General features: G+C 71.4%; 12 protein-coding genes. 2 read left to right on the forward strand and 10 right to left on the reverse strand.

Annotated features, from left to right (window positions below):
• Nucleotides 1–18: 18 nt before the first annotated feature.
• From OG272_RS32015 to OG272_RS32035, 5 genes are all read right to left on the reverse strand, one after another.
• Nucleotides 19–2196, reverse strand: a complete 2178-nt coding sequence (locus OG272_RS32015; protein ID WP_405895348.1) for a DEAD/DEAH box helicase — start codon at nucleotides 2194–2196, stop codon at nucleotides 19–21.
• On the reverse strand, nucleotides 2193–3536 hold the full coding sequence (gene brxD / locus OG272_RS32020; RefSeq protein ID WP_328223966.1) for a BREX system ATP-binding protein BrxD: 1344 nt from the start codon (nucleotides 3534–3536) through the stop codon (nucleotides 2193–2195). Before brxD ends, OG272_RS32015 begins: the two co-directional genes overlap by 4 nt.
• Nucleotides 3533–6295, reverse strand: coding sequence for a BREX-2 system phosphatase PglZ (pglZ, locus tag OG272_RS32025; protein ID WP_328223967.1), 2763 nt, complete (start codon nucleotides 6293–6295; stop codon nucleotides 3533–3535). The genes brxD and pglZ overlap by 4 nt, the downstream gene beginning before the upstream one ends.
• Complete coding sequence (locus tag OG272_RS32030; protein ID WP_405895349.1) at nucleotides 6292–10212, reverse strand: hypothetical protein; 3921 nt, start codon at nucleotides 10210–10212, stop codon at nucleotides 6292–6294. Before OG272_RS32030 ends, pglZ begins: the two co-directional genes overlap by 4 nt.
• A gap of 158 nt (nucleotides 10213–10370) precedes the next feature.
• On the reverse strand, nucleotides 10371–10853 hold the full coding sequence (locus tag OG272_RS32035; protein ID WP_405895350.1) for an ATP-binding protein: 483 nt from the start codon (nucleotides 10851–10853) through the stop codon (nucleotides 10371–10373).
• Nucleotides 10854–11079: 226 nt separating this feature from the next.
• On the opposite strand from OG272_RS32035, the gene OG272_RS32040 reads away from it, so the two are divergent.
• Nucleotides 11080–11931 (forward strand): Scr1 family TA system antitoxin-like transcriptional regulator, encoded by an 852-nt coding sequence (locus tag OG272_RS32040; protein ID WP_405896102.1) that lies wholly within the window; start codon nucleotides 11080–11082, stop codon nucleotides 11929–11931.
• A gap of 35 nt (nucleotides 11932–11966) precedes the next feature.
• A complete protein-coding gene (locus OG272_RS32045) occupies nucleotides 11967–12131 on the forward strand; it encodes a DUF397 domain-containing protein (RefSeq protein WP_405895351.1) in 165 nt (54 codons plus the stop codon).
• A gap of 69 nt (nucleotides 12132–12200) precedes the next feature.
• On the opposite strand, the gene pglX is transcribed toward OG272_RS32045, so the two are convergent.
• The 5 genes from pglX to pglW all read right to left on the reverse strand — a co-directional run bounded on the left by pglX (nucleotide 12201) and on the right by pglW (nucleotide 24069).
• Nucleotides 12201–16034, reverse strand: coding sequence for a BREX-2 system adenine-specific DNA-methyltransferase PglX (gene pglX, locus OG272_RS32050; protein ID WP_405895352.1), 3834 nt, complete (start codon nucleotides 16032–16034; stop codon nucleotides 12201–12203).
• Between the two features lie 112 nt (nucleotides 16035–16146).
• Nucleotides 16147–17637, reverse strand: a complete 1491-nt coding sequence (locus OG272_RS32055; RefSeq protein ID WP_405895353.1) for a hypothetical protein — start codon at nucleotides 17635–17637, stop codon at nucleotides 16147–16149.
• On the reverse strand, nucleotides 17634–19070 hold the full coding sequence (locus tag OG272_RS32060) for a KGGVGR-motif variant AAA ATPase (protein WP_405895354.1): 1437 nt from the start codon (nucleotides 19068–19070) through the stop codon (nucleotides 17634–17636). Before OG272_RS32060 ends, OG272_RS32055 begins: the two co-directional genes overlap by 4 nt.
• Entirely contained in the window at nucleotides 19067–19561 is a 495-nt protein-coding gene (locus tag OG272_RS32065) for a hypothetical protein (RefSeq protein ID WP_328223974.1), read from the reverse strand. The genes OG272_RS32060 and OG272_RS32065 overlap by 4 nt, the downstream gene beginning before the upstream one ends.
• Before the next feature lie 80 nt (nucleotides 19562–19641).
• Nucleotides 19642–24069: a BREX system serine/threonine kinase PglW gene (gene pglW, locus OG272_RS32070; protein ID WP_328223975.1), complete on the reverse strand. Its 4428-nt coding sequence runs from the start codon at nucleotides 24067–24069 to the stop codon at nucleotides 19642–19644.
• Between the last annotated feature and the right edge of the window lie 325 nt (nucleotides 24070–24394).

Below are 24394 nucleotides of genomic sequence, written 5' to 3' on the forward strand. Positions count from 1 at the left end.
CAAATCGAATCAACCAGTTCACCCGTCGGGCTGAAGCATCGCAAACCGGACCGGTTCTCCGAGGGCAAAGCAGGCGCCCTTCTCATCCACGGTGCGTGCGGCCAGTGTTGCCTCGGCCAGCCTGGGTGGAAGTGCCTCGGCGAACTTCAGGCCGTGTACGGCTCGCCAGTCGATCTCGGGCAGGGTCATGCCCTCTCGCGCCTGGGCCATGGCGTTCGCCCAGTCCTGGTGAGTGAGGTCGTCCCGCAGCCGGATCCAGTGGGCATGGGCGCGTCGCTGGGGTGACACGGCGGGCGCCAGAGTGGCGGCGAGTGTGGCGTTGGCGCGGTGGCCGGCCCAGGTCCACCAGCGGACGTCCCCGCCAGGGCGGCGGGCGATGACCGTACTTCCGGGATGCACTGTGTCCAGGTGCGCCTCACGGGCCTGAGCGAGGTGTGCTGCGGCCCGCCCGGTGAGGCGCACCGGCGGGTCTTCTCCGAGGAGGACGTCGCGTGCGGCCCGGGTGAGCTCGAAGGAGAGGATCCGTTCGGCGCCGAAGCCACTCCATCGGGCTCGCCCGCCTTCGTCGACCGGGATGACGAAGCAGCGACGCCGGCTGAAGTCGATGTGGGTGACCTGCCAACTGCGTCCGGCCAGCAGAACCCTGCGTGGACCTTGGACTTCCTCGGTGAGCAGGTCGGGGTCGGTCCGACCGACCTCGGTGCGGCCGTTGAGGACGGTGAACTCGGGTGGCGCGGTGAACACGGCCGTCAGGTTCATGAAATGGCGGTGGCCGTAACGGTGTTCGGCCTGCGGGCCGATGAACAGAAGGCCCGAGTCCTGGTCGAGGTAGCCCTGTTCGACCAGGTGGCGGACCACAGGCGCCGCTCCGGGCCCGAAGGGGCCGATGCCGCCCCACCACTCCTGCCACAAGTTCTCGCCGACCCGGTGCTCCTGAAGGCACAGCGCCAGCAGTTGCTGGGCGACGAGATGACGGGGCTCCGGGGGTGGGGTGACGGGCTCCACCCAGTTGCGTGACCACTGCAGCAGAAGGGCCGCCGAGGCGAGGAGCCCGTCGTCGTCCAGTGCGAGGAAGAGGCAGTTGCGGCTGCTGCCGGGGCGGCGTCCGGTCCTGCCGAGCCGCTGGAGGAACGCGGCGACGGTACGGGGTGCGTCGAGCTGGATGACCCGGTCAAGGTCGCCCACGTCAATGCCGAGTTCCAGCGTGCTGGTCGAGACGATCACGCAGTCCCGGGCCTCGGCGAAAGCCGATTCGGCCCGTCTGCGTTCGTCCACGGAGAGCGACGCGTGGGAGAGGAAGGTCGTCACGCCACGCAGGCGTAGCTGCTCGCCCAGTTCTTCGACGGTGCGCCGGCTCTCGCAGAAGACGAGGCGTTTCTCACCACGGTGGAGAGCGGCGATGACGATTGCGGCGTTGGCGACGGAGCCGACGTAGTCCAGTTCGATGTCCCCGGCCGGGTGTCTGGTCTCTGCCGTGGGCAACTGCTGCTGCCCGGAGCCGGGGGCGATGACGCGGCCGGGGCGCCTGCCGTGTCCTGAGCCCTGGAGCCAGTCCAGCAGCTCGGCGGGGTTGCCGACCGTCGCGGAGAGGCCGACGCGCTGGAGCGGACGGTTCGCGACGCGTCCCAGACGCTCGAGCACGGCGAGCAGGTGCCAGCCACGGTCGTCCCCGGCGAAGGCGTGCACTTCGTCGATGACGACCGAGTGGAGTCCGCTGAAGAAGGAGCGATGGTCGACATGGGTGCTGACCAGCATGGACTCCAGGGACTCCGGCGTGGTCAGCAGGATGTCCGGGCGTTGCACGAGCAGACGGCGGCGACGCGCGGTGGTGATGTCGCCGTGCCACAGCCCCGTGCTGCGGCCCAGCCAGCCCGCGTAGGTCTCCAGGCGGGGGTGCAGGTTGTTGAGGAGGGCCTTGAGCGGGCACACGTACAGCACGCTGGTGCCCTTCCAGCCCCGCTGGTTCATCCGGCTCAGCAGGGGGAAGACGGCTGCTTCGGTCTTGCCGCCCGCGGTGGGGGCCAGCAGCACGGCGTCCTCACCGGCGAGGAGCGGGGCGACCGCTTCCTCTTGCAGTGGTCGCAGGGTGTGCCAGCCGAGGGTGTTGACGACGTGGTGTCCGAGCACGGGGTCGAGGAGGTCGAAGGCGTCGGGCGCGGACCACTCGCCCGCCGGGTCGGGAGGCGCGTGCGTCACGGCAGGTCCAGCGGGACGTCGGCCGCGCTGGTTGCCGTGCCGACCGCAGCATTGCGCTCGGTGTCGCTCAGCTCGGCCGCGTGCAGGGTGAGGGAGTAGTGCCTGCGCGGGTCGAAGTCCTCGAACTCGTCGACGCGGTCCAGGACGTCGGCGATCAGCTTGCGCAGGTACAGACGGGGCGCGATGCCGACCTTGCCGCCGAGTGCGCCGGTGACCGCGCGGGCCAGCTCGTCTAGGTAGGCGTCGTCCGCGCGCGTCGCAAGCCGCTCGGGGTGGCGGGCGTCGGCCGCGTAGATGTCGCGGGCCTTGCGCCCCAGTTCACCGAGCGAGGCAAGGTCGAAGCCCGGCAGACGCAGCTGGACGGCCCGTGGGGAGTCGAAGCGCGCATCGGTGGTGAAGTCGGTGGCGAGGCGCTGGGCGAGGGGCGCGAGGCGCTGTACGCCCTGCTGGCCGTCGTAGAAGGCGGGGGTGCCGGTGATGACGAGGAACAGGCCTGGGAAGCGTCCGGTGTCGATCTCGTCGAGGAGCTGACGGAGAGCGTTCAGGGACTTCTCGCGGACGTCGCCGCGCACCCGCTGCAGGGTCTCCACTTCGTCGAGGACGAGCAGGAGCCCGGGGTGTCCGCAGTCCCGCAGCACCGTGAGCAGCCCCTGGAGGAAGCCGAGGGCGGCGAAGTGATCGAGGTCGCCGCGGATTCCGGCGGCTCGCTTCGCGGCGGCGGCCACCGACTTCTGCCCGCCCAGCCAGGCGATCAGGGCCTCGGCGAGGGCGCCGTCACCTGCCGCCACAGCCCGCCGGTAGCCGCGCAGCGCTGCGGAGAAGGCGGGGGTCGTACGGGCGACGGCGGTGAGCCGCTGTTCGAGGAGTACGTCGACGGCGTCCGCCAGCGCCGCCTCGTCGTCGTCCGCCAGGTCGCCTCCGGCCAGCGCCTCCTCCTCCAAGGCGTAGAACCAGGAGTCGACGACGGCGCGCAGCGCGGACGGCTGGTGGGTGGCGGTGGTGAGCCGTTCGGTGAGCCTGCGGTAGACGGTCTCCAGACGGTGCAGCGGGGTCTCGGTCTCGGAGATCTGGACCTCGCTGACGGCGAGTCCGCGACGTTTCGCCTGTTCGGCGAGCCAGCGGGCGAAGAACGTCTTGCCGGAGCCGTACTCGCCGCGCAGGGCGTGGAAGGCGGCGCCGCCGCGGGCGACGGTGGCCAGGTCGTCGTCGAGGGCGCCCTCGAAGCGCTCCAGACCGACGGCGAACAGGCCGAGCCCCGTCTGCGGGACGGTGCCGCGCCGCAGCGCGTCGACGACGTCGCGGCGGCGCGCGCCGCTGATGTCGAGGGCCGGGCGGGTCATGCGGGGCCTTCCGGGGATGGGAACTGCTGGGTGAGGAGGGCGCCGTCGAGTTGCACGGTGCGGCCCGACTCGATCAGCTGGAGCACGGGGTAGCCGTCGATGTTGAGCAGCCGCTCCAGCATCGTCGCGAAGCGGGCGGGGTTGCGCTGCGACTTGCCGGTGGCGGCCTGGGCGGCCGTGGCGACGGCCCCGGGCGACAGCTTCCCGCCCGCCGCGTCCAGGGCGTCGATCGCCGCGGCGACGGCCTTGTCGGCGGGTGCGAGGCGGACGAACTCGCGCTGTGTGCGGTACGGGGCGCTGCGTACGGTGCGATCCCCAAGGGTGAGCTCGCCCGTCGCCGCGGTGCTGACGGCAGGCGGCTTCCGCGGCGGCGCGGTGGGGGCCTGCTCGGCCGGCTCCGCCGCCGTTCCCGGCACCGCCTCGGCTTTGGCCCGGTCGGACTCCGTCGTGTTCCACCAGGGCGGCTCGGTCGACTCGGGCGGCAGCAGCGTCCAGCCCGACGGAACGCTCCCCCCCGCCGGCACCAGGGTGATCACGGGAACGGTGACCTCGGCGAGGGAGGCTCCGCCGTGATAGCCGGCCTGCCGGGAGGTGTAGCGCAGGTCGTCGCGCCAGGCGGCGACGATGCGCCTGCCGTCGGTCAGCACCCGCGGCCCTGCCAGGAGGACTTCGCCGTCGCCCGGCTCTCCCGTGCGCCAGCGGGCTCCGCGCACCCCCGGGACATCGGCGGGCTGGTGACCGCGCTCGGTGCGGTCGATGAGGTGCCCGTGGTCCGAGACGAGCACGACGGGACGTCCGTAGTCGCGGGCGGCGTTGAGCAGGTCGGGCAGTTTCCCGATGTCGGCCAGGCCCCAGCTGCCGGTGGTTCCCTCCCGGCCGTCGGCCAGGGCGTCGTCGATGGTGTTGACGACGACGCCCACGACGTCGTCGGAGGCGAGGGCCTGGACGACTTCCGGGGCCAACCGGTGACCGGGCGGGCCCTCGTATCCGCCCTTGTGGAAGAGGTGCGCGCCGCGATGGCGTTTGCGCCAGAAGGTGGCGAACCCGGTGCGCTCGGCGGCCTGGCCCCCCTCGGAGGGACGGCCGCACAGCAGCGACGCCCGGCTGACACGGGTCACGGACGGCAGCATGGACACCGCCGCCTGCCGGTGTGGCAGAGCGCCCTTCGCTGCGCCGGGCACGATCTCGGTCCACGCCCGCCGGTCGAGTTCCCCGGCGATCCGGACGGCGATGTCCGCGCTCATCCCGTCGAGGACGAGGACCAGGGGACGGCCGCCGCCCTGGGCGAGCGGAGCCGCCGCCTTGGCGAGGACGTCCTCGATGAGCAGGGCGCCGCCGTTGGCCTGCTGGCAGGCGGTCTCGGACCAGGAGGCCAGGACTTCCGCGAAGCGGGCGTCGAGAGCGGCCCGGCGCTCCCGCGCCGCTCCTATCAGCCGCCGGTAGGCCTCGCCGACGGACGCGTCACGGGAGGCGTCTCCCTCCGTGAGGACGCCGATGGCCAGGTCGGCCCGACCCGATGAGGACAGGTGGTCCTGGACGGCCTTACCGACGGTCGCGGGAGGGGCGGATTCGGTGGCGAGCCAGCGCATCAGACGCACGGCGGTGCGGGCGGTCTCGGTGGACTCGCCGTGCAGCGCGGCGAGCTGATGAGCGGTCAGGCGGTGCAGGGCGGACTCGGCGAGCGCGGGCGCGCCCGCGCCGTGGCTGCCGAGGCAGGCGGCCAGGGTCCGCAGCCGCCCGAGGTAGCCGGACGGGAGCAGCCGGTCGTCCCGGACCAGGTCGGTCAGGCGGGCGTCGGCGGCGAGCCGGTCGGCGCGTTCGAGGACGGCCAGTACCCGGGAGCGGGCCGGCGCGGACGGCGAGCCGGTGCCCTCGGCCTGCGCGATCCAGCGCGTGAGCACGCCCGTGGCGGCGTCGGCGAAGGGCCGCAGCGTGTCGAAGGACGCCAGGGCCTGACCGAACAGGGTGCCCAGCGCGAACCCCGCCGCCTCCGCCGACGGAGAGCGCAGGGCGGCCGACGCGAGGACCCCCAGCGGCAGGGCGTCGTTGCCCCGGCCCTCGGACGCGAGCGTCAGCAGGGTGGGGGCGGCGGGCCCGACGGCCCTGGACAGCCAGGTTTCCAGGCCGCGCTGTTCGTCCTTCGGCAGGGTGGCGTAGAGGGCCGGTCCGGCCGGGGTGCGGGTCCAGGCGAACAGGGTGTCGGCGTCCAGGTCCAGGGTGTCGGACGCGGGGTCGCCGAGCCCGAGGCGCGCTGCGATCAGGGCGCGTACCGCCCGGTCGCGGGTGAGGACGGCACCGACCCGGGGCCAGCCGTCGAGGGGCTCGGCCTGGAGCAGCGCGTCGAGCAGCCAGTGCTCGCCCAGCATCCGCGGGTCGAGGTCGGTGGCGCCGAAGAGCTGCGTGACGATCTCGGCGCGGTCGACGGGCAGCGGGTGCCGGTGCACGGCGTGGGCGCGCAGGTCCAGGCCGAGCTGGTCGGGGGGCACGGTGCCGGTGACGACGAGGACGCTGTCGTCCGGGGCCGCGCCGCCCGCCAGGTGGCGGTGCCAGGCGTCCGCGACGCCGAGCGGGGAGTGCTGGTCGCTGACGACGACGCGGCGGCGCCCGCTGCCGACGGCGACGGTGAACTCGCTGTCCTTCTCCTCGGGGTCCCAGACCGCGTCGACCAGCACGAGCCGACGGTCTGGTGCGTTCTCCAGCTCGGTCCGCAGGAGGACTTCGATGGCACGCCGGCCGGCGACGGGCCGGGTGGCCGTCACCGCCCCTCACCGCCCGGTTCGGCCCGCCAGGAGATCTCGACCGGGGTGTCCGGGTGCAGGGCGCGGAACGCCTCGATCTCCTCGCGTACGGCGGTCAGGTCGGCGTGGAGCGCCGCCGTGCCGGGGGCGATGACCCGGCGGGCGGCCCGCCGCGGACCGGAGTCCCCGGGGGCGGGCTCGGGGTCCCAGGACAGCGGCTCCTGTGCCGGCGCGGCCGTGCCCGCCGGATCCGGGGAGCTCGGGTTCGAGGAGACCGGCGGGACACCGTGCCGGGACAGTGGGATGTGGCCGGCGGCCGTGGCGGGGTCCGGCTCGGCGGGTTCGCCTGTGGGGGCGGGCCGTTCCAGTCGCAGGGCTGCGTCCAGCAGGGCGAGCCCGGCCTCCCGTACCTCTCCGAGTACGGGGGCCAGGGACCGCTCCCGTTCCGGGGCGCGAGCGGCCTCGCCGATGCGGTCCACGAGCCGCTGGGCGCGGTCGCCGATGCTGTCGTCGCGGCCGGTCAGACCGCGCACGCTGGACAGCAGCCGCCAGTCGGTGCCGTCCAGCGCGGCGAGTACGGCGGCGGCGCTGTCCATGGCGTGGGACAGGTCCCGCGCGGGCGTCTCGTAGGAGGCCGAGGCCAGCTCGGACACCAGTCCTGTGGCGTCGTCGGGGTGACGCACGAGGCGGGCCAGGAGGGCGGCGGCCTCGCGCAGCACGGCGACGCGCGGCGCCGCGGCTTCCCCGGTCGTCTCCCCGTCGAGCCCGAGGAGCGCGGCGTGCCGCCGCAGCGCGGAGCGCACCCCGTCCACGTCCCTCTCGTACGCGGTCGCCCTGGCCAGGACGTCGGCGGCGAGCCGGCCCACGTTGCGCGCGAACAGGCCCGGCTTGCCGACGACTCCGAACAGCGTTCCGGCACGGTCCCGGGCGGTGGAGTACTCCTCCGCGGTGGGCAGCTGCTGGGCGCGCAGCTTCCAGCCGAGGCCGATCTCCGAGAGCGGCGGCGGCGAGGTCTCGGTGCCGGAGTACAGCGCCCAGGAGCGGTCGTCGAAGAGGGCGTAGGCGGCGATGAGCAGGCTGGAGACGTGCTTGTCCAGGCCACGCAGGCCGAGATCGTCCCTGATCCAGTTGCGGATGTCCTCCACCGACAGCTCGCCGTGCTCCCCGTGGGCGGCGGCGGCCTGGTTGATCCGCGTGCGCCACTGGTCGCCCTTCACCACGAGCGGACCGTCGTGGACCGTGCCCAGTTCTAGAGGCTCCAGGACGCGTTTCACGGGACGCAGGTCCTTCGGGTCTACCTCGGCCCGGCCGCCTTCGTCCATGGCCCGGGTGAGCCACTTCAGTGCCGTGGCCAGCTCGCCCTGTGTGACGGCCCTGGGCGTGCTGCCCTGTCCCGGGCCGAAGTCGGGGTGCTTGTCGTAGAGGGCGGAGAGCAGCCCGTCGGCGAGCTGGGCGACGGCCTGGTCGAACGGCTTGCTGCCCTCGGGCTGCGGACGCGGGAACTGGGGCTGCAGGGACAGTACGTGCCGCCCGTCGGGCACCTCGGCGCCCCGCGTGTCCTCCTTGGGCTCGGCCAGCCCGTACACCTCGCGCAGCGACTCGACCAGCGTGCGGGTGAGGTTGTCGCGCCCGTGCTCCAGCTGGCGGCGGGCCTTGAGGCGGTCGTCCGGCGGGAAGTTCCGGGTGTAGTCGGACAGCCGGTCGCGCTCCAGCAGGAAGTTGATCCGCATCAGCCGGCCCAGCTGGGCCTTGCGCTGCTCGGAGAAGTGGTCGCACAGCCACACCAGCACGGGAGCGCCGGGGGGAGGCTTGCGCAGGCCGACGACGCGACGGTAGGCGTCGTCGGGGGAACGGCCGGGCTCCTCGTCGAAGGGGCAGTCGAGGATGATCCGCAGGTTGCCCGCGGTGGCCGGCTCGAAGGCCTCGTCCGCGACCCGGCGCGGGTTGCGGACCGTGTCGAAGACGAACTCCACGGTGCGCTCGGAGCCACGCCACACGATCTTCTTCTCGTCGATGAACTGGCCCTGCCGGTCGGTGAGGCCCAGCTCCTCCCACAGTCGTTCGCGCAGCCAGGTGCGCCGCGTACCGGCCTTGTCCTCGCCGACGACGGCGTCGAGGATCGGGTCGACGTCCAGTTCGGACAGGTGCAGCGAGAAGACGGGGTCGTCGTCGCCCTCGGAGCGCAGTTCGGTGGGGAACTCGCCCTGCAGCGCCCGCATCCGCTCGATGACCTTGTCCCTCACGGGCACGGCGCGGGAGCGCACCGAGCCGTGGTTCAGGGCGGCGAGCCGGGAGGCGGTCAGACGGCGCAGCGCGGGCACGTCGGGGGCGAGAGCGGCCAGCAGCAGCGTCTTGACGAAGCGCTCGTCGGCGATGAGGCCGGGGTGGTCCGCCCGCTGGTACTTGTCCAGGAGGAAGCGGCGGGCCTTGGCGTGGAACCGGCGCGCGGTGTCCGACTCCTGCTGCAGTTTGGCGGTGAAGGCGGTGCTGGTGTTGTCGACGAGGACGTCCCACAGGTCGCCGAGCGGTATCAGCCGGCCGACCTCGGCGTCGGCGTTCCTCTCGAGGAGCTGCTGGACGAGCTTGAGGCCGGTGCGCTCGCGCTGGAGCGCCCCGGACAGGGCGACGAGCACGTTCAGCAGGGCGGGCGAAAGGGGATAGACGGACCGGAAGTCCTCCCAGCTCGCGCCGGTCGCTCCTTCCCCGTCGAGCAGCACGTCCTTGACGATCTGGCTCGCCTTGTCGACCCCGGCGAACGCGGCGTCGAGTACCTGCTCCTGTCCGGGGAGCGGCTTGAGGACGCGCTCCTTGATGATCTCGGGGAGGTTGCGGTCCTCCAGGTCGATGACGGTGACGCGCTCCTTCAGGTACTCCAGGGCCTGCTGGAGGTTCTCCACGTCCGAGCCGAGGATGTCGGATCCCACGAGCTGGGACAGGTCCCGCTGGCGGGAGATGAAGGAGATGATCGGCACCGGCCGGTCGGGGTTGCTGGACTCGATCAGCTTGACGAGCTTCTGGATCTCGTCGTTGATGAACGTCCGGTTGGACATCCTGGCCTGCAGCCACAGCACCAGCTCGTCCAGGAACAGCACCACGCCGTCGTAGTTGAGCAGCCGGGCGTGCTTGCTGATCTCGCTGAGCCCGTCGTCCAGCGACACGTACGCGGCCGCGTCACCGCTGACCGTGTCCGCGTAGTGCTTGTTGGGCCCCTTGAACAGGGCGGTCAGCAGCTGGTCGCGCCGCGGGTCGCCGGCCGGTGCGTCGAAGGCCTCGTCGAGGCCCGGGCCGGTCCAGCCGAGGGCGGGGACGGTACCGATGGGCTGGAGCTCGCCGTCGTCGTCCTCGTCGTCCGCGCTGTCGGAGGCGGGGGCCGTGGCGGGCTCCGGCAGCAGCCCGATGAACGCCTCGTCGCCGATCTTCGCGCGCAGCTCACGCGCGTCCGCGAGCAGCGAGTCGGCCCGGAACACCAGCGGCGTGGAGGCCTCGGGCCGCTCCCGGCGTACGGTCTTCACGTAGCCGCCGAACAGCGCGGACTCCAGGCTGGCGGCGCCCACCAGGTGGTAGGGCACCATCAGGAAATTCTTGCCGGGCAGCCAGTCGTCGTGCTCGGCGACCACCTCGCGCAGCCGGGGCTTGGCCCGGGCAGCCGCGTCGCCGTTGAGCACGGCGTGCAGCACGGTCAGGAAGTGGCTCTTACCGGAACCGAAGGAACCGTGCAGGTACGCGGCGTGCGAGGCGTTCTTGCGCAGGGCACTGCCGACCAGCTTGAGGGCCTTGCGGAACTCCCCCTGCAACTGTTCCGTGACCACGTACTCGTCGATCGATCCGGCGTCCCTGCCGGTGAACCCCTCGGACAGGGCGACCTTGAAGTCACCGGAGAGCACGTCCTCCTTGATGTCGAGGACATCCCTCAGTACGGTCCCGCTGGCTCGCCCCATCAGCCGCTTCCGCTCCCCACAACCTCGTCGAGCCCGGCTGCCGCGGCCGGGCTTCCAGCGGGCACCGGCCTTCGCCCGCGTCCCGCACACACATGCCTGTCTATCCTGCCAGGGGCGAGGGCACGGGTGGGACGGCAGGGAAGATCGACGTATCGCCGTCAGGACGGCCCGCCGGTGCCTCCGACGCCTCCGGGGCGTGCGACGAGCAGCACCGCCCACACCGTCTTGCCCGGACCGCCTGTGCGGGGCGTCACGCCCCACGTCTCGGCGAGCGCCTCGACGATCAGCAGGCCACGGCCCGTCTCCGCGTCGGCCGCGTCCGCCGCGCCCGGCTCGATGGCGGGGCGGCGCTCGCCCCGGGTGTCGGTGACCTCGATCCGCAGCCGCCCGTCGGTACGAAGCAGCTGAAGCTCGGCGTCCCGGCCGGGTACGCGCCCGTGGGTGACGGCGTTGGCGGCGAGCTCGGCGACGACGAGGGCGGCCGTCTCGTTGACCGCGGAGCCGTACGGGTGCCCCCAGGAATCCAGGCAGTACGAGGTGAGCCGGCGGGCCAGGCGGGCGCCGCGCGGGGTGGAGGTGAACCGCAGCTCGAAGGTCGTGGAGGCGGAGGTGGGGGTGGCGCTGTCCGTGAGGGGGGTCATACGTCGACGGTGGCGCGAGTGGGGCGGCTGCGGCCAGGGGGTGAGGCGGTACGGCGGGGGACTGTGGGGGTGGGTGGGGTGGTTGTCGGGGGTGTCGGGGCGGAGGGATGGTGGCCGGTCACTCGTATGGGAGAACGCCGGGTGAAGGGGCGTTGCCGGTGCTGGAATTGACTGTCTGTGAGGGTGGCTGAACGGTCGGTCGAGGGGACGGGTGAGCGTGGAGCTGGTGGACGACGGGGTTTCCGGGGCGGGCGTGGTGGACGGGGCCGACGGTACGGACGCGGGGAACGGGTTCCTGCGCTGCTTCGGGCGCCAGATGAAGTTGTTGCGGGAGACGGCGGGCCTCACCCAGGCGGAGTTGGGCGCGTTGGTCGGGTACGGGGAGGCGCTGATCGCCTCGGTCGAGCAGGGGCGACGGATTCCCAAGCCGGAGCTGGTGGACGCGGTGGACCGGGCGGTGGGCGGGGGTGGGGTGCTGTCGGCCATGAAGGGGGAGGTGGGGAGGGCTCGGTATCCGGGGTTCTTCCGGGAGTTCGTCCGACTGGAGGCCGAGGCGGTCGAACTTCACGCCTACGACGCCTTGCTGGTCAACGGACTGCTCCAGTGCGAGGAGTACGCGCGAGCCGTGTTCGAGATGTGGCGTCCGCTGCTCGACGAGGCGACGCTTGAGCAGCGCCTTGCCGCTCGTCTGGTCCGGCAGAAAATCTTCGCCCGACGGCCTGCGCCGCTCATGAGCTTCGTCATTGAGGAGGCAGCGCTCCGACGACCGCTGGGCGGGAGGCAGGTGTTGCGGGGCCAGCTGGAACAACTACTGCTCGTAGGCCATCAGCGAAACGTCGAGATCCAGGTCATGCCGATCGAAAGAGACGAACACGCAAGCCTTGCGGGGCCGTTCACATTGCTCCTGACGAAGACCCGACGCAGGATGGCGTACGTGGAAGCGCAGAGCCAGAGCGTCGTGCACTCGGACCCGGTGAAGGTCCAGAATCTCGAAGCCACGTACGGCATCCTGCGCGCCCAGGCGCTGACTCCGAGGGAGTCGCTGGGCTGGATCGAGAGGCTCTTGGGAGAGTTGTGACAGCGAACAGCGAAAGGCCAACGGAGTTGGCCTGGGTGAAAAGCAGCTACAGCGCCGGGGACGGCGGCCAGTGCGTGGAGATCGCTCGGACGGACACGTGGGTACACGTTCGGGACTCCAAGCGTGCCGTGGGGCCGATCCTCGCGATCAGCCCCATGGAGTGGATCGCGTTCCTGCGGCTGGCGGCGAGGCGCGGCTGACCGGAACCGTGCGCATGCGGAGGGGCGGGGACCAACCTCCCCGCCCCCTCAAACGCGTTGGGCACCGGCCTACTTGCTCGCCCTGCCCCGCTTCTTCTCGGGGCGCCAGGCAGCGAGATCGTCCCGGGAGAGATTCCGTCCGTACATGCCGGCGACGAGGGCACTGTTGAAGTCCTCGGCCGGGTTGCCCTCCCACTCGTCGTCGTACTCGTCGTGCCACTGCTTCACCCACGGCATGACCTCAGCGAGCCCGGCGAGGAGCGGAATGAAACGCGGGTCCTCCTTGGGCCAGCCGTCGACGTTCAGACGGTCGTTGAGGAGGTTGACCAGGGCCTCGGCCTGGTGGCGGTGGTTCCAGCCTGCCCAGCCGATGAGGAGGGACGGGTCGTTGTCCGGGCCGGAGTCGGGGTAGGAGATGAACCTCTCCTTGGGCACGTCGAGCTTGCCGCGGTTCGACCAGTAGCTGAGCCTGAGGAAGTCGGCGGACGTGTACTTGGGCGGGGGCTTGATGCCTTGCCGCTCGCTGGTCTCGTCCTCCTTGCGCTGCTCGTCCCAGACCCGCTCCCACTGAGCGCGCTTGCGCAGGCCGGACTCCTTGTAGCGGAGGGTGGCGAGGTGGGGGACGTGTTCGGGTTCGATGACGGTGGCCAGCACGGTGGACAGCGGGACGTCGCGCTTCTTGAGGTACTTGGCGGCGTAGAGCTCGGCGACGGCCCGGACGCCGTCATCGTGACGGAGGGCGTCGGCGAGCTGGTAGATGGTGAGCGCGCGGGGGGAGTCGATCCCGTCCCGCTCCTCGAACCACAGCTCCTCGCGTTCGGTGGCGTCGAGCAGCCAGGCCCGCAGGGCAGCGTCCTCGCGCTTCTCCCAGGAGGCGGTCAGCCAGCGCCTTTTGTACTCGGGTCGTTCGAGGAGGCGGATGTCCTTGTTGTCTTGGATGAGATCGAGCCGCGCCTGAACGATCCGGCGGTAGGACTCGGGCCAGCCGCGACTGGGGATCTCGGTGGTGCGGTTCTCGGTGGATTCGTGCCGCTCGAACCAGGCGGTGTCGGCGCCGCTGCGGGCGAGCGCGATCTCGAACGCGCGCTGCCCGAGCTCGAACTCCTCGGGCACGTCGGCGTCAGTGAGCTCGTCCGGATCACCGGGCAGCGTGGTCCGGGCGACTTCGGCAGGTGTGAGTAGCCCGTACAGCCCGTACACGGTCCAGTCCAGCTCTTCCTGGAGCAGGATCATGCGGGCGCGGATGCGCCTCTGCGTGGCCTCGGCGGCGTCTAGGGCTTCGCGGGTGGGGGGCGTAGTTGCGGAAGCGGTGAGGGCGGTGGGCTGATGAGCGGCCAGCTCTTGGGCAAGGGCGTCGAGTTGGCGTGCTAGGGAGAGGGGGAGTGTGGAGGGGATGGGGAACTCCTGAAGCCGGGTTCCGTTGAACGCATAGCGGTTCTCCCAGGCTTCATCCTGAACCCCACGGCCAATACCGCTGCCACCCTTGATGTGGCTGACCTGCTTCATCCAAAAACACCCAGTCGACGAGTTCAGCACCCCGAGCAACTTAAGGTGCTGCTCCTCGCCAGCGGTTTTGGGGAGCTTGATCACGGGGGCGGTGCGGTTGAACACCTTCCCACCCCGGTCCAGCACGAAGTGGTTGTGCGTGGCAACCTCGCCGTAGGCAATCGACAGCGGCGTCCGTAGCTTGCTCACCGTCAGTCGCCCGTACTCCGACCACTTCATTCCGCCTTCGACTTTGGTCTTCCCGCCAAAGAGGATGTTGCTCGCGATGGTCGTTCGGCAGGGCCACATCAAGCGGTGGAGAGCCTCGATGTGCTCCACGTCAATCGGCGTGAACGATGTTGTGTACGGGAAAAGCGCGACCTCGTAGTCTCCGCCGCTCCATTCGCGCAGCAGGTCGCCGGTGACCATGGAGCGTGTCCACTGGCCGGGGATTCCGGCAGTCTCCGCAGCACGCTTGGGCATGAGATACAGGTCGTCCTCAAGCGTGAAACACGTGATGCCCACGGACTCGGCAACGTCGCCCAGACGTGTTGTTGACGCGGCCTCGAGCCTTTCCAATAGATCTCCGGCGCCTCCACCACTGAGTGACCAAGGATGCCGAGCAAGTCTCCCCCGCTCCACGTCCTCCACGGTTACCCACTCCGCAGACCCAACCCCGGGCTTCCGCCACTGCGAGACGATCGCTCGCCAAACTTCCCCCTGCGCCGGATCAGCCGGCTGCTTCGGCTCCCCCCGAACCCCCAAAACCGCCCGGATCGGCTGAGCCTGCCGCGCCATCTGATGGCGACCCACGAGGATCACCGTCGGTGTACCGTGCCCCGGAATGTACGCCCCGGACGTGTCCAGCACATGCGTCAGCTCGACCCCGGAGTAGACGTCAAGGCGCCGCGTCTGCGGATCCCTGTACGGCCCCCCGTGGAAGAACGACTGGATCAGCGTCGCCCCGAACTCTCGCTTCATGAACGAGTTCGCCGTGATCTGACCGGTGAATCCGCCGTCGCGGTGGTCGCCGCCCGCCCGGACCGCGAGCTCAAAGATTCGCTGCGCGAACGGCACCGACAGCGCGTACTTCCCGGAGCACGCCCAGTAGATCTTGCGGTAGTTCTCGTTCTCCGCCCTGTCCTTGACCGTGATGTACGGCGGGTTCGCCACGACCACGTGATACGAGCCGCGGCCCAGCAGGTCGACCTCCTTCACGTACCGCGCGACGTCCTCCGTGCGGTACGTGAACGTCTCGCCCCGCTCGGCGTCATCGAGGGTCGGGTCGGTCTCGCGGCCGGCCTCCCGACCGTGCAGCAGTGAGTCGGCGACCGCGATGCGGATCGGCATGGACGGGGCCGCGGAGAGGCGGTCGACCTTGCACTCCTGGAGCGTGGCGACCAGCAGGCGGAACCGGGCGATGGAGACGGCGAAGGGGTTCTTGTCGGCGCCGTGGACGGACTCCAGGGCGCGGCGGACCAGCGTCCAGTTCTCGGTGCCCTTCTCGGCCTCCCGCCAGGCGGCGAGAACGCGCCGGAACAGCCCGAGCAGGAAGTGACCGGAGCCGCAGGCCGGGTCGATGCAGCGCAGGCCGCGGACGACGGAGGCGACCTCACCGTCCTCGTCGATCTCCTCGTACGTCTCGCCCCGCCAGCCCTCGGGGCGGTACTTCCACGCCGGGTCCAGGCCGAACTCCTCCAGAGCGGGGTTCAGGGTGAGGTCGAGGATGAACTCCTCGACGAACTCCGGTGTCTGGAGCAGCGCGTACGTCTTGCGGGCGTACTCGGAGAGGTGCTGGTAGAGGTCGCCGAGGAAACGGGTGTTGAGGTCCGGGTCGGTGAAGTCGTGGCGGATGAGGCCGTCGGGGCCGCGTTCGCGCCAGAACGCCAGGAGGCGGGACGCGATGTCGTAGGACGGGTCGAGTTCCCACAGCGGGTTGTGCGCGGGGTCGAAGAGGCCCTCGGCGACCTCGTGCTCGCGGCCGAGGGCGCGGAAGGACTCCTTGAGCCAGTCACGGTCGTTCAGCTCGGGGTGCTCGCGGAAGAACGCGTCGTGGTGGTCCTGCGCCTCGGCGAGACGCTCGCCGGGACCGGAGAGGCGGGCGTCGGGAACGAGGCCGTTGTCCTCACAGAAGCGGACGAAGACGCAGGCGAGGACCCAGGCGGCGGCGATCTGCGTCACCCGCTCCTCCAGCCAGGTCTCCTCGCCGACCTCGGTGCGCCCGGCGTGGACCGCCCGCCCGTACTCGGCCCTGAGCGCCGCGGCCTGCTCGCTGTCGCCGTGGGCGCGCTCGCGCAGGTCGGTCTCCAGGAGCGCGACCTGCTTCTGGAGGTCCTTGAGCAGCGCGTCGTGATCCAGCGACGCGGCGGCCGGCAGGTCCGTCGCGTCGGCGGTCGGCGGGGCTTCCTGGGAGGGCACCGGGTGTTCCTTCGTTCGGGTCTGCGGCGCGTGCTCTCGCGCCGGTCGGTCCATCCTGCCAGCCCGGACGGCGCGGCGGACCCTCCAGGCAGGGCTTCCCGCCGGGCCCGGCCTACCGCCCGGCCAGCGGAATCCCGCCGAGGCGGCCGAGCCCGAAAGCGAGACGGTAGATGTCGGGCAGGTCCAGAAGCGAGAAGTCGTCGACGCTCTGGTCACGACGGCGCAGCACGCCGAGGTCGATCAGCTCCTGGACGAGCCGCGGCAGGTCGTCGGGACGGCGCGGGCCGGTGCGGACCAGTTCGGGGCGGTCGGCCTGGGCGTAGCGGGCCGACTCCTCGCGCAGGAGCAGCGGCAGATCCCGCTCCTTCCAGAGGTTGATGATCTTGCCCTGGGCGATCGGGACCTGGCAGCCCTTGAGCGGCTCTATCGCCAGTTTCACCCACGGGGTGTCCTCGACGACCTGGTCGACGCGGACCGTCGATGCCTCACGCACCCCGCTCCGGATCGCGTCGTGGTGCAGGGCACGCGTGTGTGAGGGACGGGTGCGGCGGGTCGTCTCGGCGGCCTCGGCGACGGCCTTGAGGAAACTGCGCGGGCTGATCCGGTCGTTACTGTCCATCAGGTGGTTGGGCAGCCAGGTGTAGGGGCGGCCCTGGCGGACGTTCGTGCCCATGAACGGGTCGGCGATCCGCTCGAACAGCCGCTGCTGCTCCTTCTCGTCGTTGCGCAGGGCGGGCGGAGGCGCGTAACGCGTGGGCATGCCCTCCTCCGGCAGCGTCCAACCGCCGGTGAAGCGGCGGAACCGCTCCGCCGGCTCGTCGTCCTCGTTGCCCAGATGGTGGAAGAGCAGGCCGTACAGGTCGGTGCGGGACCACAGCAGACGGGCCGCGTTCCCCGACAGCTTCGACGCGTCGGGAAAGAGCTGCTTGGCCGCCTCGAACATGTCGGGGCGCAGGAACACCTTCAGGCGGATGTTGCGGGTGCCGAACCGCAACCGCATCGCCATGCGGAGCAGCTCGGCGATCATCCGGTTACGGGTGTCCCAGTCGGTGTGCAGGTGCTCCAGGCCGTCGAAGACCAGCAGGTGCACCATGCCCTCGTCGGCGGCCCGCGTGTCGGCCCGGACGATGGCGGATTCCGCCGGGGCGGGGTTGGTCCGCAGCCAGGCGACGCGCTCGGCCCAGCCGGTGATCTCCTGCGGCCAGGGCTGTTCCAGCGCGGTGAGGAGGACGGCGTACCAGATCTCCTCGGGGAGCGCGCCGCCGGAGAGGAGCGAGGGCAGCACGAGGGGGCCGGGGTAGTGCGGTGACCCCATGTCCATGCCGAAGCCGGGCGTGACGTGCAGCCGGAGCAGCCGGGACATGCGGTACTCGACCGACGCCGCCTCCCGCAGCCCGGGGTCGAGCAGGGAGCGCGCCCAGAACGTCTTGCCGACGCCCCGGTCGCCCTGCACCACGGTCTGGTCCACGTAGAGCGCGGTGCGGTGCGCGTCCAGCATGTACAGGGTGTGCGGGGTGGGGTGCCGGGTGTCCGCGTCCACGGTGCCCTCCAGCGCGCGCGACAGCAGGTCGCGGTACTCGCCGGGGGTCAGCGGCTCGCTCATGGGCGCTCTTCCTCGGACTCGGTGCTCTCGGCGTACTGGTCGGACTCGTCGGACTCGGCGTCGGGCTCCCCGGGCGGCCCCGCCATGATCAGGGGGACGACCGTGTCCAGGAAGTCACGGTACGCGGCCTGGACGAAGGCGCGCTCCTGCCAGTCCGGGGAGTTGGGCACGTTCATGCCGACCAGGCCCGGCTCGAACAGGATGGGGATCGCGTGGTGCGGCGCGGAGTCGTCCGTCAGGTCGGGAGCGCCGTCCGATACGCCGCCGAGTTCGCCCGGGGCGACGGAGTCGTAGAGGACGCTGAAGACCGAGTGGGCGTTCTTGCGGAGGGAGCCCAGGTGGGCGTCCATCGAGTAGTGCGCCGAGTCCGGGACCATCGACGCCACCATGCGCAGCTTCCTGCGGATGGCCGGGGCCTGGCCGGACGCGGCCCAGGCCTCGAACAGATCCCGGTAGCCCGCCCACGTCTGGTCGTTGTCGGCGCCGAACAGCAGCGCATAGTCGCACAGGTGGGAGATGGTGACGGCCGCCACGTCGTGGATGCCCGCCCGGCTGTCGAGCAGCACCACGTCGGGCAGGCGACCGCTGTCGCCGCGTTCCACCGCCTGCTCGCAGGCGTGGACGGTGGCGGCCAGCCGGTCGGCGAAGCGGCCCCCCTCCGCGTCGGCGTACACCCGGTTGAGCTTGTCCACATAGCCGTAGGGGACGCCTTCGGTGCCCGCCCCGCGCGCCGGGGCGATCCACAGCTCACCCTGGTTGCGCGGCTCGTACCCGGAGCGGGCCACGATCTCCAGACCGTCGGCGTTGCCGAGCGCCGACTCCACCAGATGGTCCACGACGCCGTGTTGGCACAGGCTCCCGCCCGCGAGCAGGAGCGGGCCGACGCCGGGTGACTCCAGGTCGAGGTCGACGACGAGCACGATCTTGCCGTCGTCGGCCAGCCGGCGGGCGAGCACAGAGGCCGCCGTCGTCCGGCCCACGCCGCCCTTGAACCCGTAGAGGGCGGTGCGGCGGGTGCGGGACGCTCCGCCCTCGGCGGCGGAGGGGGTGGTGACGTGAGACCAGTCCTCGCCGACGACCGTGTTGTCGAGGAACCGGATCGAGCCCGTGGTGGGGGTGGCTGCCGCGACCTCCATGGCGCGGGGTGAGGCCGTCAGGGATCCCGGCAGGCGCGTGACCGACGTCAGGGTGAGGGGACGCTCTCCGCAGTACCGGCCCAGCCGGGCGGTGAACGACTCCCGCCAGCGGTCGGCCTGTTCGCCGCTCGCGCCTTCGCTCCCGTCTTCATCGCCGTCGTCCACCACGAGAGAGAAACGGCCCAGAACGTCCCGCACCAGGAGGACGTCGAAGCCCTCCTCGGCGACCTCACGGGCGAAGGCAAAAGCGGCCGGGCGCGCCTGGTCGAAGCGGATCGGGGCGTCGTAGAAGGTCATGGCAGCTTTCCGGTGAACTGGACGTGCGTATGCAACTCGTGGGCGAGGACCGCCGCCTCCTGGCGGCGCGCCATGAGTGAGGTGTCCAAGTGTGTGCCGTCGGTGTAGCGGTCGTCGACGACCCACTGCTCGAAGTCTGCCGAGAGCCTCGTCACGGCCTCGGCGAGAGCTGGGCCGGAACGTCCGTCCAGGAGCAGGCAGAGGGCCGGGCGCACTTCGTGCCAATGCCCCAGTGGTTTACGGTCGCCCGTGTCGGGGTCGTCCCACCAGGGTTTCTTGTCCGGTCTATTCCTCTTGCCGATCATGGACACCCCGTTCGCTGTGCCGAACCGCAGCAGCAACCCCTTCATCAGGCACTCCACCGCAAGTCCGAAAAGATGGTCCGCGGTCAACAGTCGCCCGTCGCCGTGGAGGTAGGAGGCATCCTCGAAGTGCCTTTCCCCCGCGCAGGCGTAGTCCGTCGTGGGTTCTTTGGCGTCATCGTCCGGCACGACGCCGATCATAAGTCGCAGGACTGCTCCGAAGAGGTGAATTCGCGTCTGTCGAAGCCCGGTTGACGTGGCATCAACCGTCAGCTCGCTTCCCGTAGCGCCTGGAGCTCCCGCATGAACAACCCCTCCAGAACCTCCCACTCGCTCTCCCGGTCCACGACGTCCACCGGACGGCCGTCCAGTGCCGGAGTGGCCTGCGGGTCGTCCATGGGCACCAGCAGCCACAGACCGTGCGGCACCGCGGCGGAACGGCGGGCCGCCTCCTGCAAGGAGACCAGGAGTTCGCGGCCCCCGGCCTCCCAGTAGCGGGCCGCGAGGGAAGCCCGGTGCGCGAGGAGCACCGTACGGGGACCCGCCTGAGCGGCGAGGGCCGTGCAGCGGTCGGCGACCCGCTCGGCGGCCAGCCTGGTGTAGGACGCCAGGGCGGCCCCGATCCGGCCGGTGGAGGTGAACTTGGCGTCCGCCTTCAGCAGGGCTCCCCACCGCACCTGCTGTTCCTCCGACAGCTCCCGCAGGGCCGTCAGGAACAGCTCGTCGACGTCGACCGGCAGCACACCGAACCGGTCGGCCAGGCGGCGCGCCGTGCCGGGCAGGTGCGCGCCCCTGACGGTCAGGGCAAGGAAACCGCCCCGGCGCAGCGACTCCCGGAGCCGCAGCTCGGACAGACGACGAGGGTCGCGGCCCTCTGCCAGCTGGCCCTGCGCGGCGTCGTACAAGGCGCCGGTGCTGGTCAGAACGGAGCCGCTGAACGCCGGACGGCTCTGCTCGGCATCCCGTGAGGGCGGGAAGAAGCGTCGGGTCTCCCGTTCGTACACCAGGGGGAAGCCCGCCCCGGACAGCGCCTCCTCCAGCTCGACGTAGGTGATGTCGGCGAGTGCCGTGAGGCCCGGGAAACGGGCCTTCACCCGGGTCAGCAGTTCGTCGGCGCCGATTCCCGCACCGGCCCGTACCCCGGCGGCCGCCTGCGAGATCCGCAGTGCCCGCTCGAGTCCCAGGTCCAGCGGGAACAGCTCGAAGCGCGGAGTGACGCCGATACCGCCCGCCATGGCGGCGGCCAGGGTCAGCAGGCGGGTGTCGGCCAGCGGGGCCATGCCCTCCGGCGCGGGTACGGCGCGCAGTTCCCGCAGGACGGTGCCGCCGCCGGGCAGGGGATCGCGGGCCGCCAGGTCCTCGGCGGCCCGGCCGAGCAGGGTCGCGTACTCGGCGAGCTCCACCGGGGTCGGGTCGTCGCCGCCCGGGAGGTCGACCAGGGCCAGCAGCACCGCGCTGCCCCGGCGCATCACGGTGAACCGGGAGGCGCCGTCCTCGCCGCCCTCGCCGAGGGCCAGGTCGTCGCGGCGAGACTCGACCTCGGTGGCCGCCCGCACCAGGGCCAGGGCCTCCGCCTGGAGGTCGGCCCGGTCCTCGTCCGTATCGTCCTCGTCGCGCGGGGCGTGCCGTACACGCAGCTCGGTGGCCAGCTCCTGCGCCGTCATCACCCTGCCTTGCTCGGACAGTATGGTGACCAGTTCGGCGCGGACGTCCTCCAGCCAGGTGAACGCGGTCCACTGCTCGATCGCCGCGCCCAGGTTCCCCGAGACGGTCGGCTGGCTCACGTCGAGGGCCCGCGCGATCGCGGACTGGGCGGGCCACGGGGAAAGCGCACCGGCCGCCTCCACGCCCGGGAGCCCCAGCGTCGCCAGGACGATGTCCCGCCGCGGGCGCGTACGGACACCGCCCTCGGCCGGGACCAGCCGGGCCGCGAGGATCTCGACCGGCTCCAGGATGTCGCCCGGGGTGTCGGCCGGCACCTGCACGGGCCGCTTCGGGGTGACCCGCCTGCGGAGATCCTGGGTCCACTGGCGGTGGCGCCGGTTGAGCTCCTTGCGGATGACGTTGCCGGCGCCCCGGGCACGGGAGATCGAGTGCGGGGGGACGTCCAGGAGCTGGCCCACCGTCACGGCCCCCAGACCCGCCGCCACCGACACGGCGCGCGGCGACAGCCCCGCGGCGTCCAACGGGGTCGTCAAGTCTGCGGCGGCGGCAGCCTGTTCGCGCGCGTCCTCGACGTCCGCCGCCTGCGCGTCGACCGTCGCGGGCGTGGTGGGCGGACGCGTGGAGTCCGCCCTGCGGAAGACCCCGCGCCAGGCCTCCTGCATCTGGCGGAGACTGTCGTGGCGGCTCTCCACGTCGCGGTGCAGGGCCTGCTCGAAGAACTCGGTCAGACCGTCCGCCAGCGCCGGCTCGAACAGCTCGCGGGCCACATAGAGCTCGGCCTTCGGAACGGTCAGCGGATCGCCCTGGCCGTCGCCCCACACCGGCCGCTCGCCCGAGGCCATCTCGTGCAGGGTGACCGCAGCCGCGTACCACTCCGAGTGATCGTCGAAGCGGGCGCGGCGGCTGCCGCCCAGGAAAGGATCGAGGTAGCCGCGGGTGCCCGCGTGAAGGTCCTGGTCGGGAGCATCGGCCAGGGAGAAGTCGAACAGCATCAGCTGCCAGGAGCCGTCACTCCGCTTGAAAAGGCCCAGGTTGTCCGGCTTGATGTCGCGGTGGCGCACCCCGCGGGCGGCAAGGCTGTCCAGGGCCTCGAAGAGGTCGTTGCCGAACCGCTCCAGCTGGGCGTAGCCCAGCCGGCCCTCGCTGCGCAGCCGTGACCCGAGACTGACCGGATCCCGGTCGTCGGCCGGGCGGAAGCCGCCCGCGTACTCGATCTCCAGGACCGTGTGCCCGCCCACTTCCCGGGGAGCGGCGAGCAGCTTGACGATGCGGTTGCCGCCCACCTCGCGCAGGGCCTTCGCCTCCGCGTACAGCCGCGCGTCCTTCTCCCGGTCGAGCGCCACCTTGAAGACCCGCAGCGACGCCGGATCCGGCACTCCTTCCTCGACGCGGCGCACCAGCAGAGCCCGGGCGGTCGCGCCGGTGCCCAGGACCCGCACGACCTCCCACTCCGCATCGAGGCGACGGCCGGCCTTGGCGGTGAGAGGGTCCTCCACCTCGATGGCGCCCCGACCGCCGACGGCAGCGTCGGCCTCCGCGGCGTCGAGCAGCCGCAGGAACTCCTCGGCGGACGACAACCGGCTCTGCACATCGGAGGCGGTGGCCCGGAAGACGAGGTCGTCCAGTGCCGCGGAGACGCTGTCGGAGGCGGCGTACGGGTGAAGTCCGCCCTCCGCGGCGAGCCGGTCCACCAACGCGCCCCGCGCATCGGCGGGCGGCTTGCCGGTGAGCAGCAGGTAGGAGAGCGCACCGATGCCGAAGAGGTCGAGGTCGACCGGGTCCGCGAATTCCCGGGTGGTTTCCGGCGCGAGGTACACCTGGGCGATGTCGGCGACCAGCCCGGAATCCAGCGGAGTCTGGCCGAGCGTGAGATGTGAGGTGGTGTCGAAGTCCCTTGCGGCGGTCTGCCAGTCGGCGATCCGCAGCACCGGTTCCGTACCGTCCTCGTGCGCGGACACGTACACCGAACGCGCCGACAGAGCCCGGTGGTACAGCGAACGGTTGTGGGCGTACCGGACGGCCTCGGCGAGCTGGCGCACCAGGTCCAGCCGCACAGCGGGCGTGAGCCGGCCTCCGTACGCGTCCAGATATGCGTCGAGCCGCAGATCCGACTCCTGGTGCCGGAACAGGATCGCCGGGCCGCCCTGGTGCTCGCGGATCTGAACGGCCTGCACGATGCCGCGGTGGTTGATGCCCTGGAGCACCTGGTACTCACGCAGAGCAGCCCGGTCCACCCGGGCACGCTGCTCCGCTGACGAGGCCTGACCCGACAGATAGATCCGGACCCTGCCGTTCTCCTTGACCAGGCCGTCATCGCGTGCGGCGAGCCGGTCCTCCCAGCCGGGGCCGGCATCCAGCGCACGCGGCGCGAGCAGCCAGTCGTCCCCGAAGCGCAGGTGAGCGGTGGAGTGGCTGATCCCGATGCGCTTCATCAGCATTTCGAGCCGCTGGCTGTCCTGCGGGGTGACGCGCCAGCTCTCCCGCTCCGGGGGCAGTCCGAGCAGGCCGTCCCAGATGCCGGGCAGACCGCTAGTACCCTCGTTGCGTCCGTAGACCGACGTGCGCTGGAACTCGTCCAGCTCGCTCACCAGGTCGGGATCGTGCAGGAAGACCGCCGGCTTGATGAAGGGGATCTTCCCCTCGGGGATGCCCGCGGCACGCGCGGCACGCTCCAGCTGGGCCTTCAGTTCCTTGGCCTTGAGATCGGTGAGATGCAGCGGGTTGCGCAGCGTCCGCACCCGGTCGTCGTGGAACTGCCAGGTGTCCCCCCGGTTCACGACCCGCCCCGGATGCCCCTTCAGCTCCAGCAGATAGACGCCTCCGGGCACGGCGATCAACAGATCGCACTCGTTGACCCGGCCCGTGACACCGGTGAACCTGAATGTCGCCCATGCCCGGTACGGCTCGGCGTTCGGCATCAGCTGCCGCACATGCTCAAGGCCCTCCTGCTCCCAACGGAAACCGGACCGGCGCGGCTGGAACCAGTGCTCACGCCGCGATGGAGGACCGGGCTTCGCAGCGGTCGGCGTCACGGGGGTGTCCTCCGGTCATGGGCGTGGTCGTAACGGGGCAAGCCTAGCGACGTCACCCGAAGAGTCAGCGGCCGTTCACAGCGACCGGGCGGTGGTGGGCTCGTGCTCCACGGCTTCGGCCGCAGTGGCAGACGAGTAGTGCAGGGTGGCTGTTCCGCCGCTCGGGGCGACAACGCGTCAAGGGCTCCAGAGCTTGGCTGTGACGCGCCGACCGACCGGGTACCTATGCGCGCCCTGGTGAGTCAGCCACTCGATGGAGGCAAGGGCAGGTCCCTGGTCTGTCGACCGCTTCGACGGGTGGTGAGACAAGGGCCGGGCCCTCACG

Source organism: Streptomyces sp. NBC_00104, assembly GCF_045160825.1.
Taxonomy (GTDB): Bacteria; Actinomycetota; Actinomycetes; order Streptomycetales; family Streptomycetaceae; genus Streptomyces.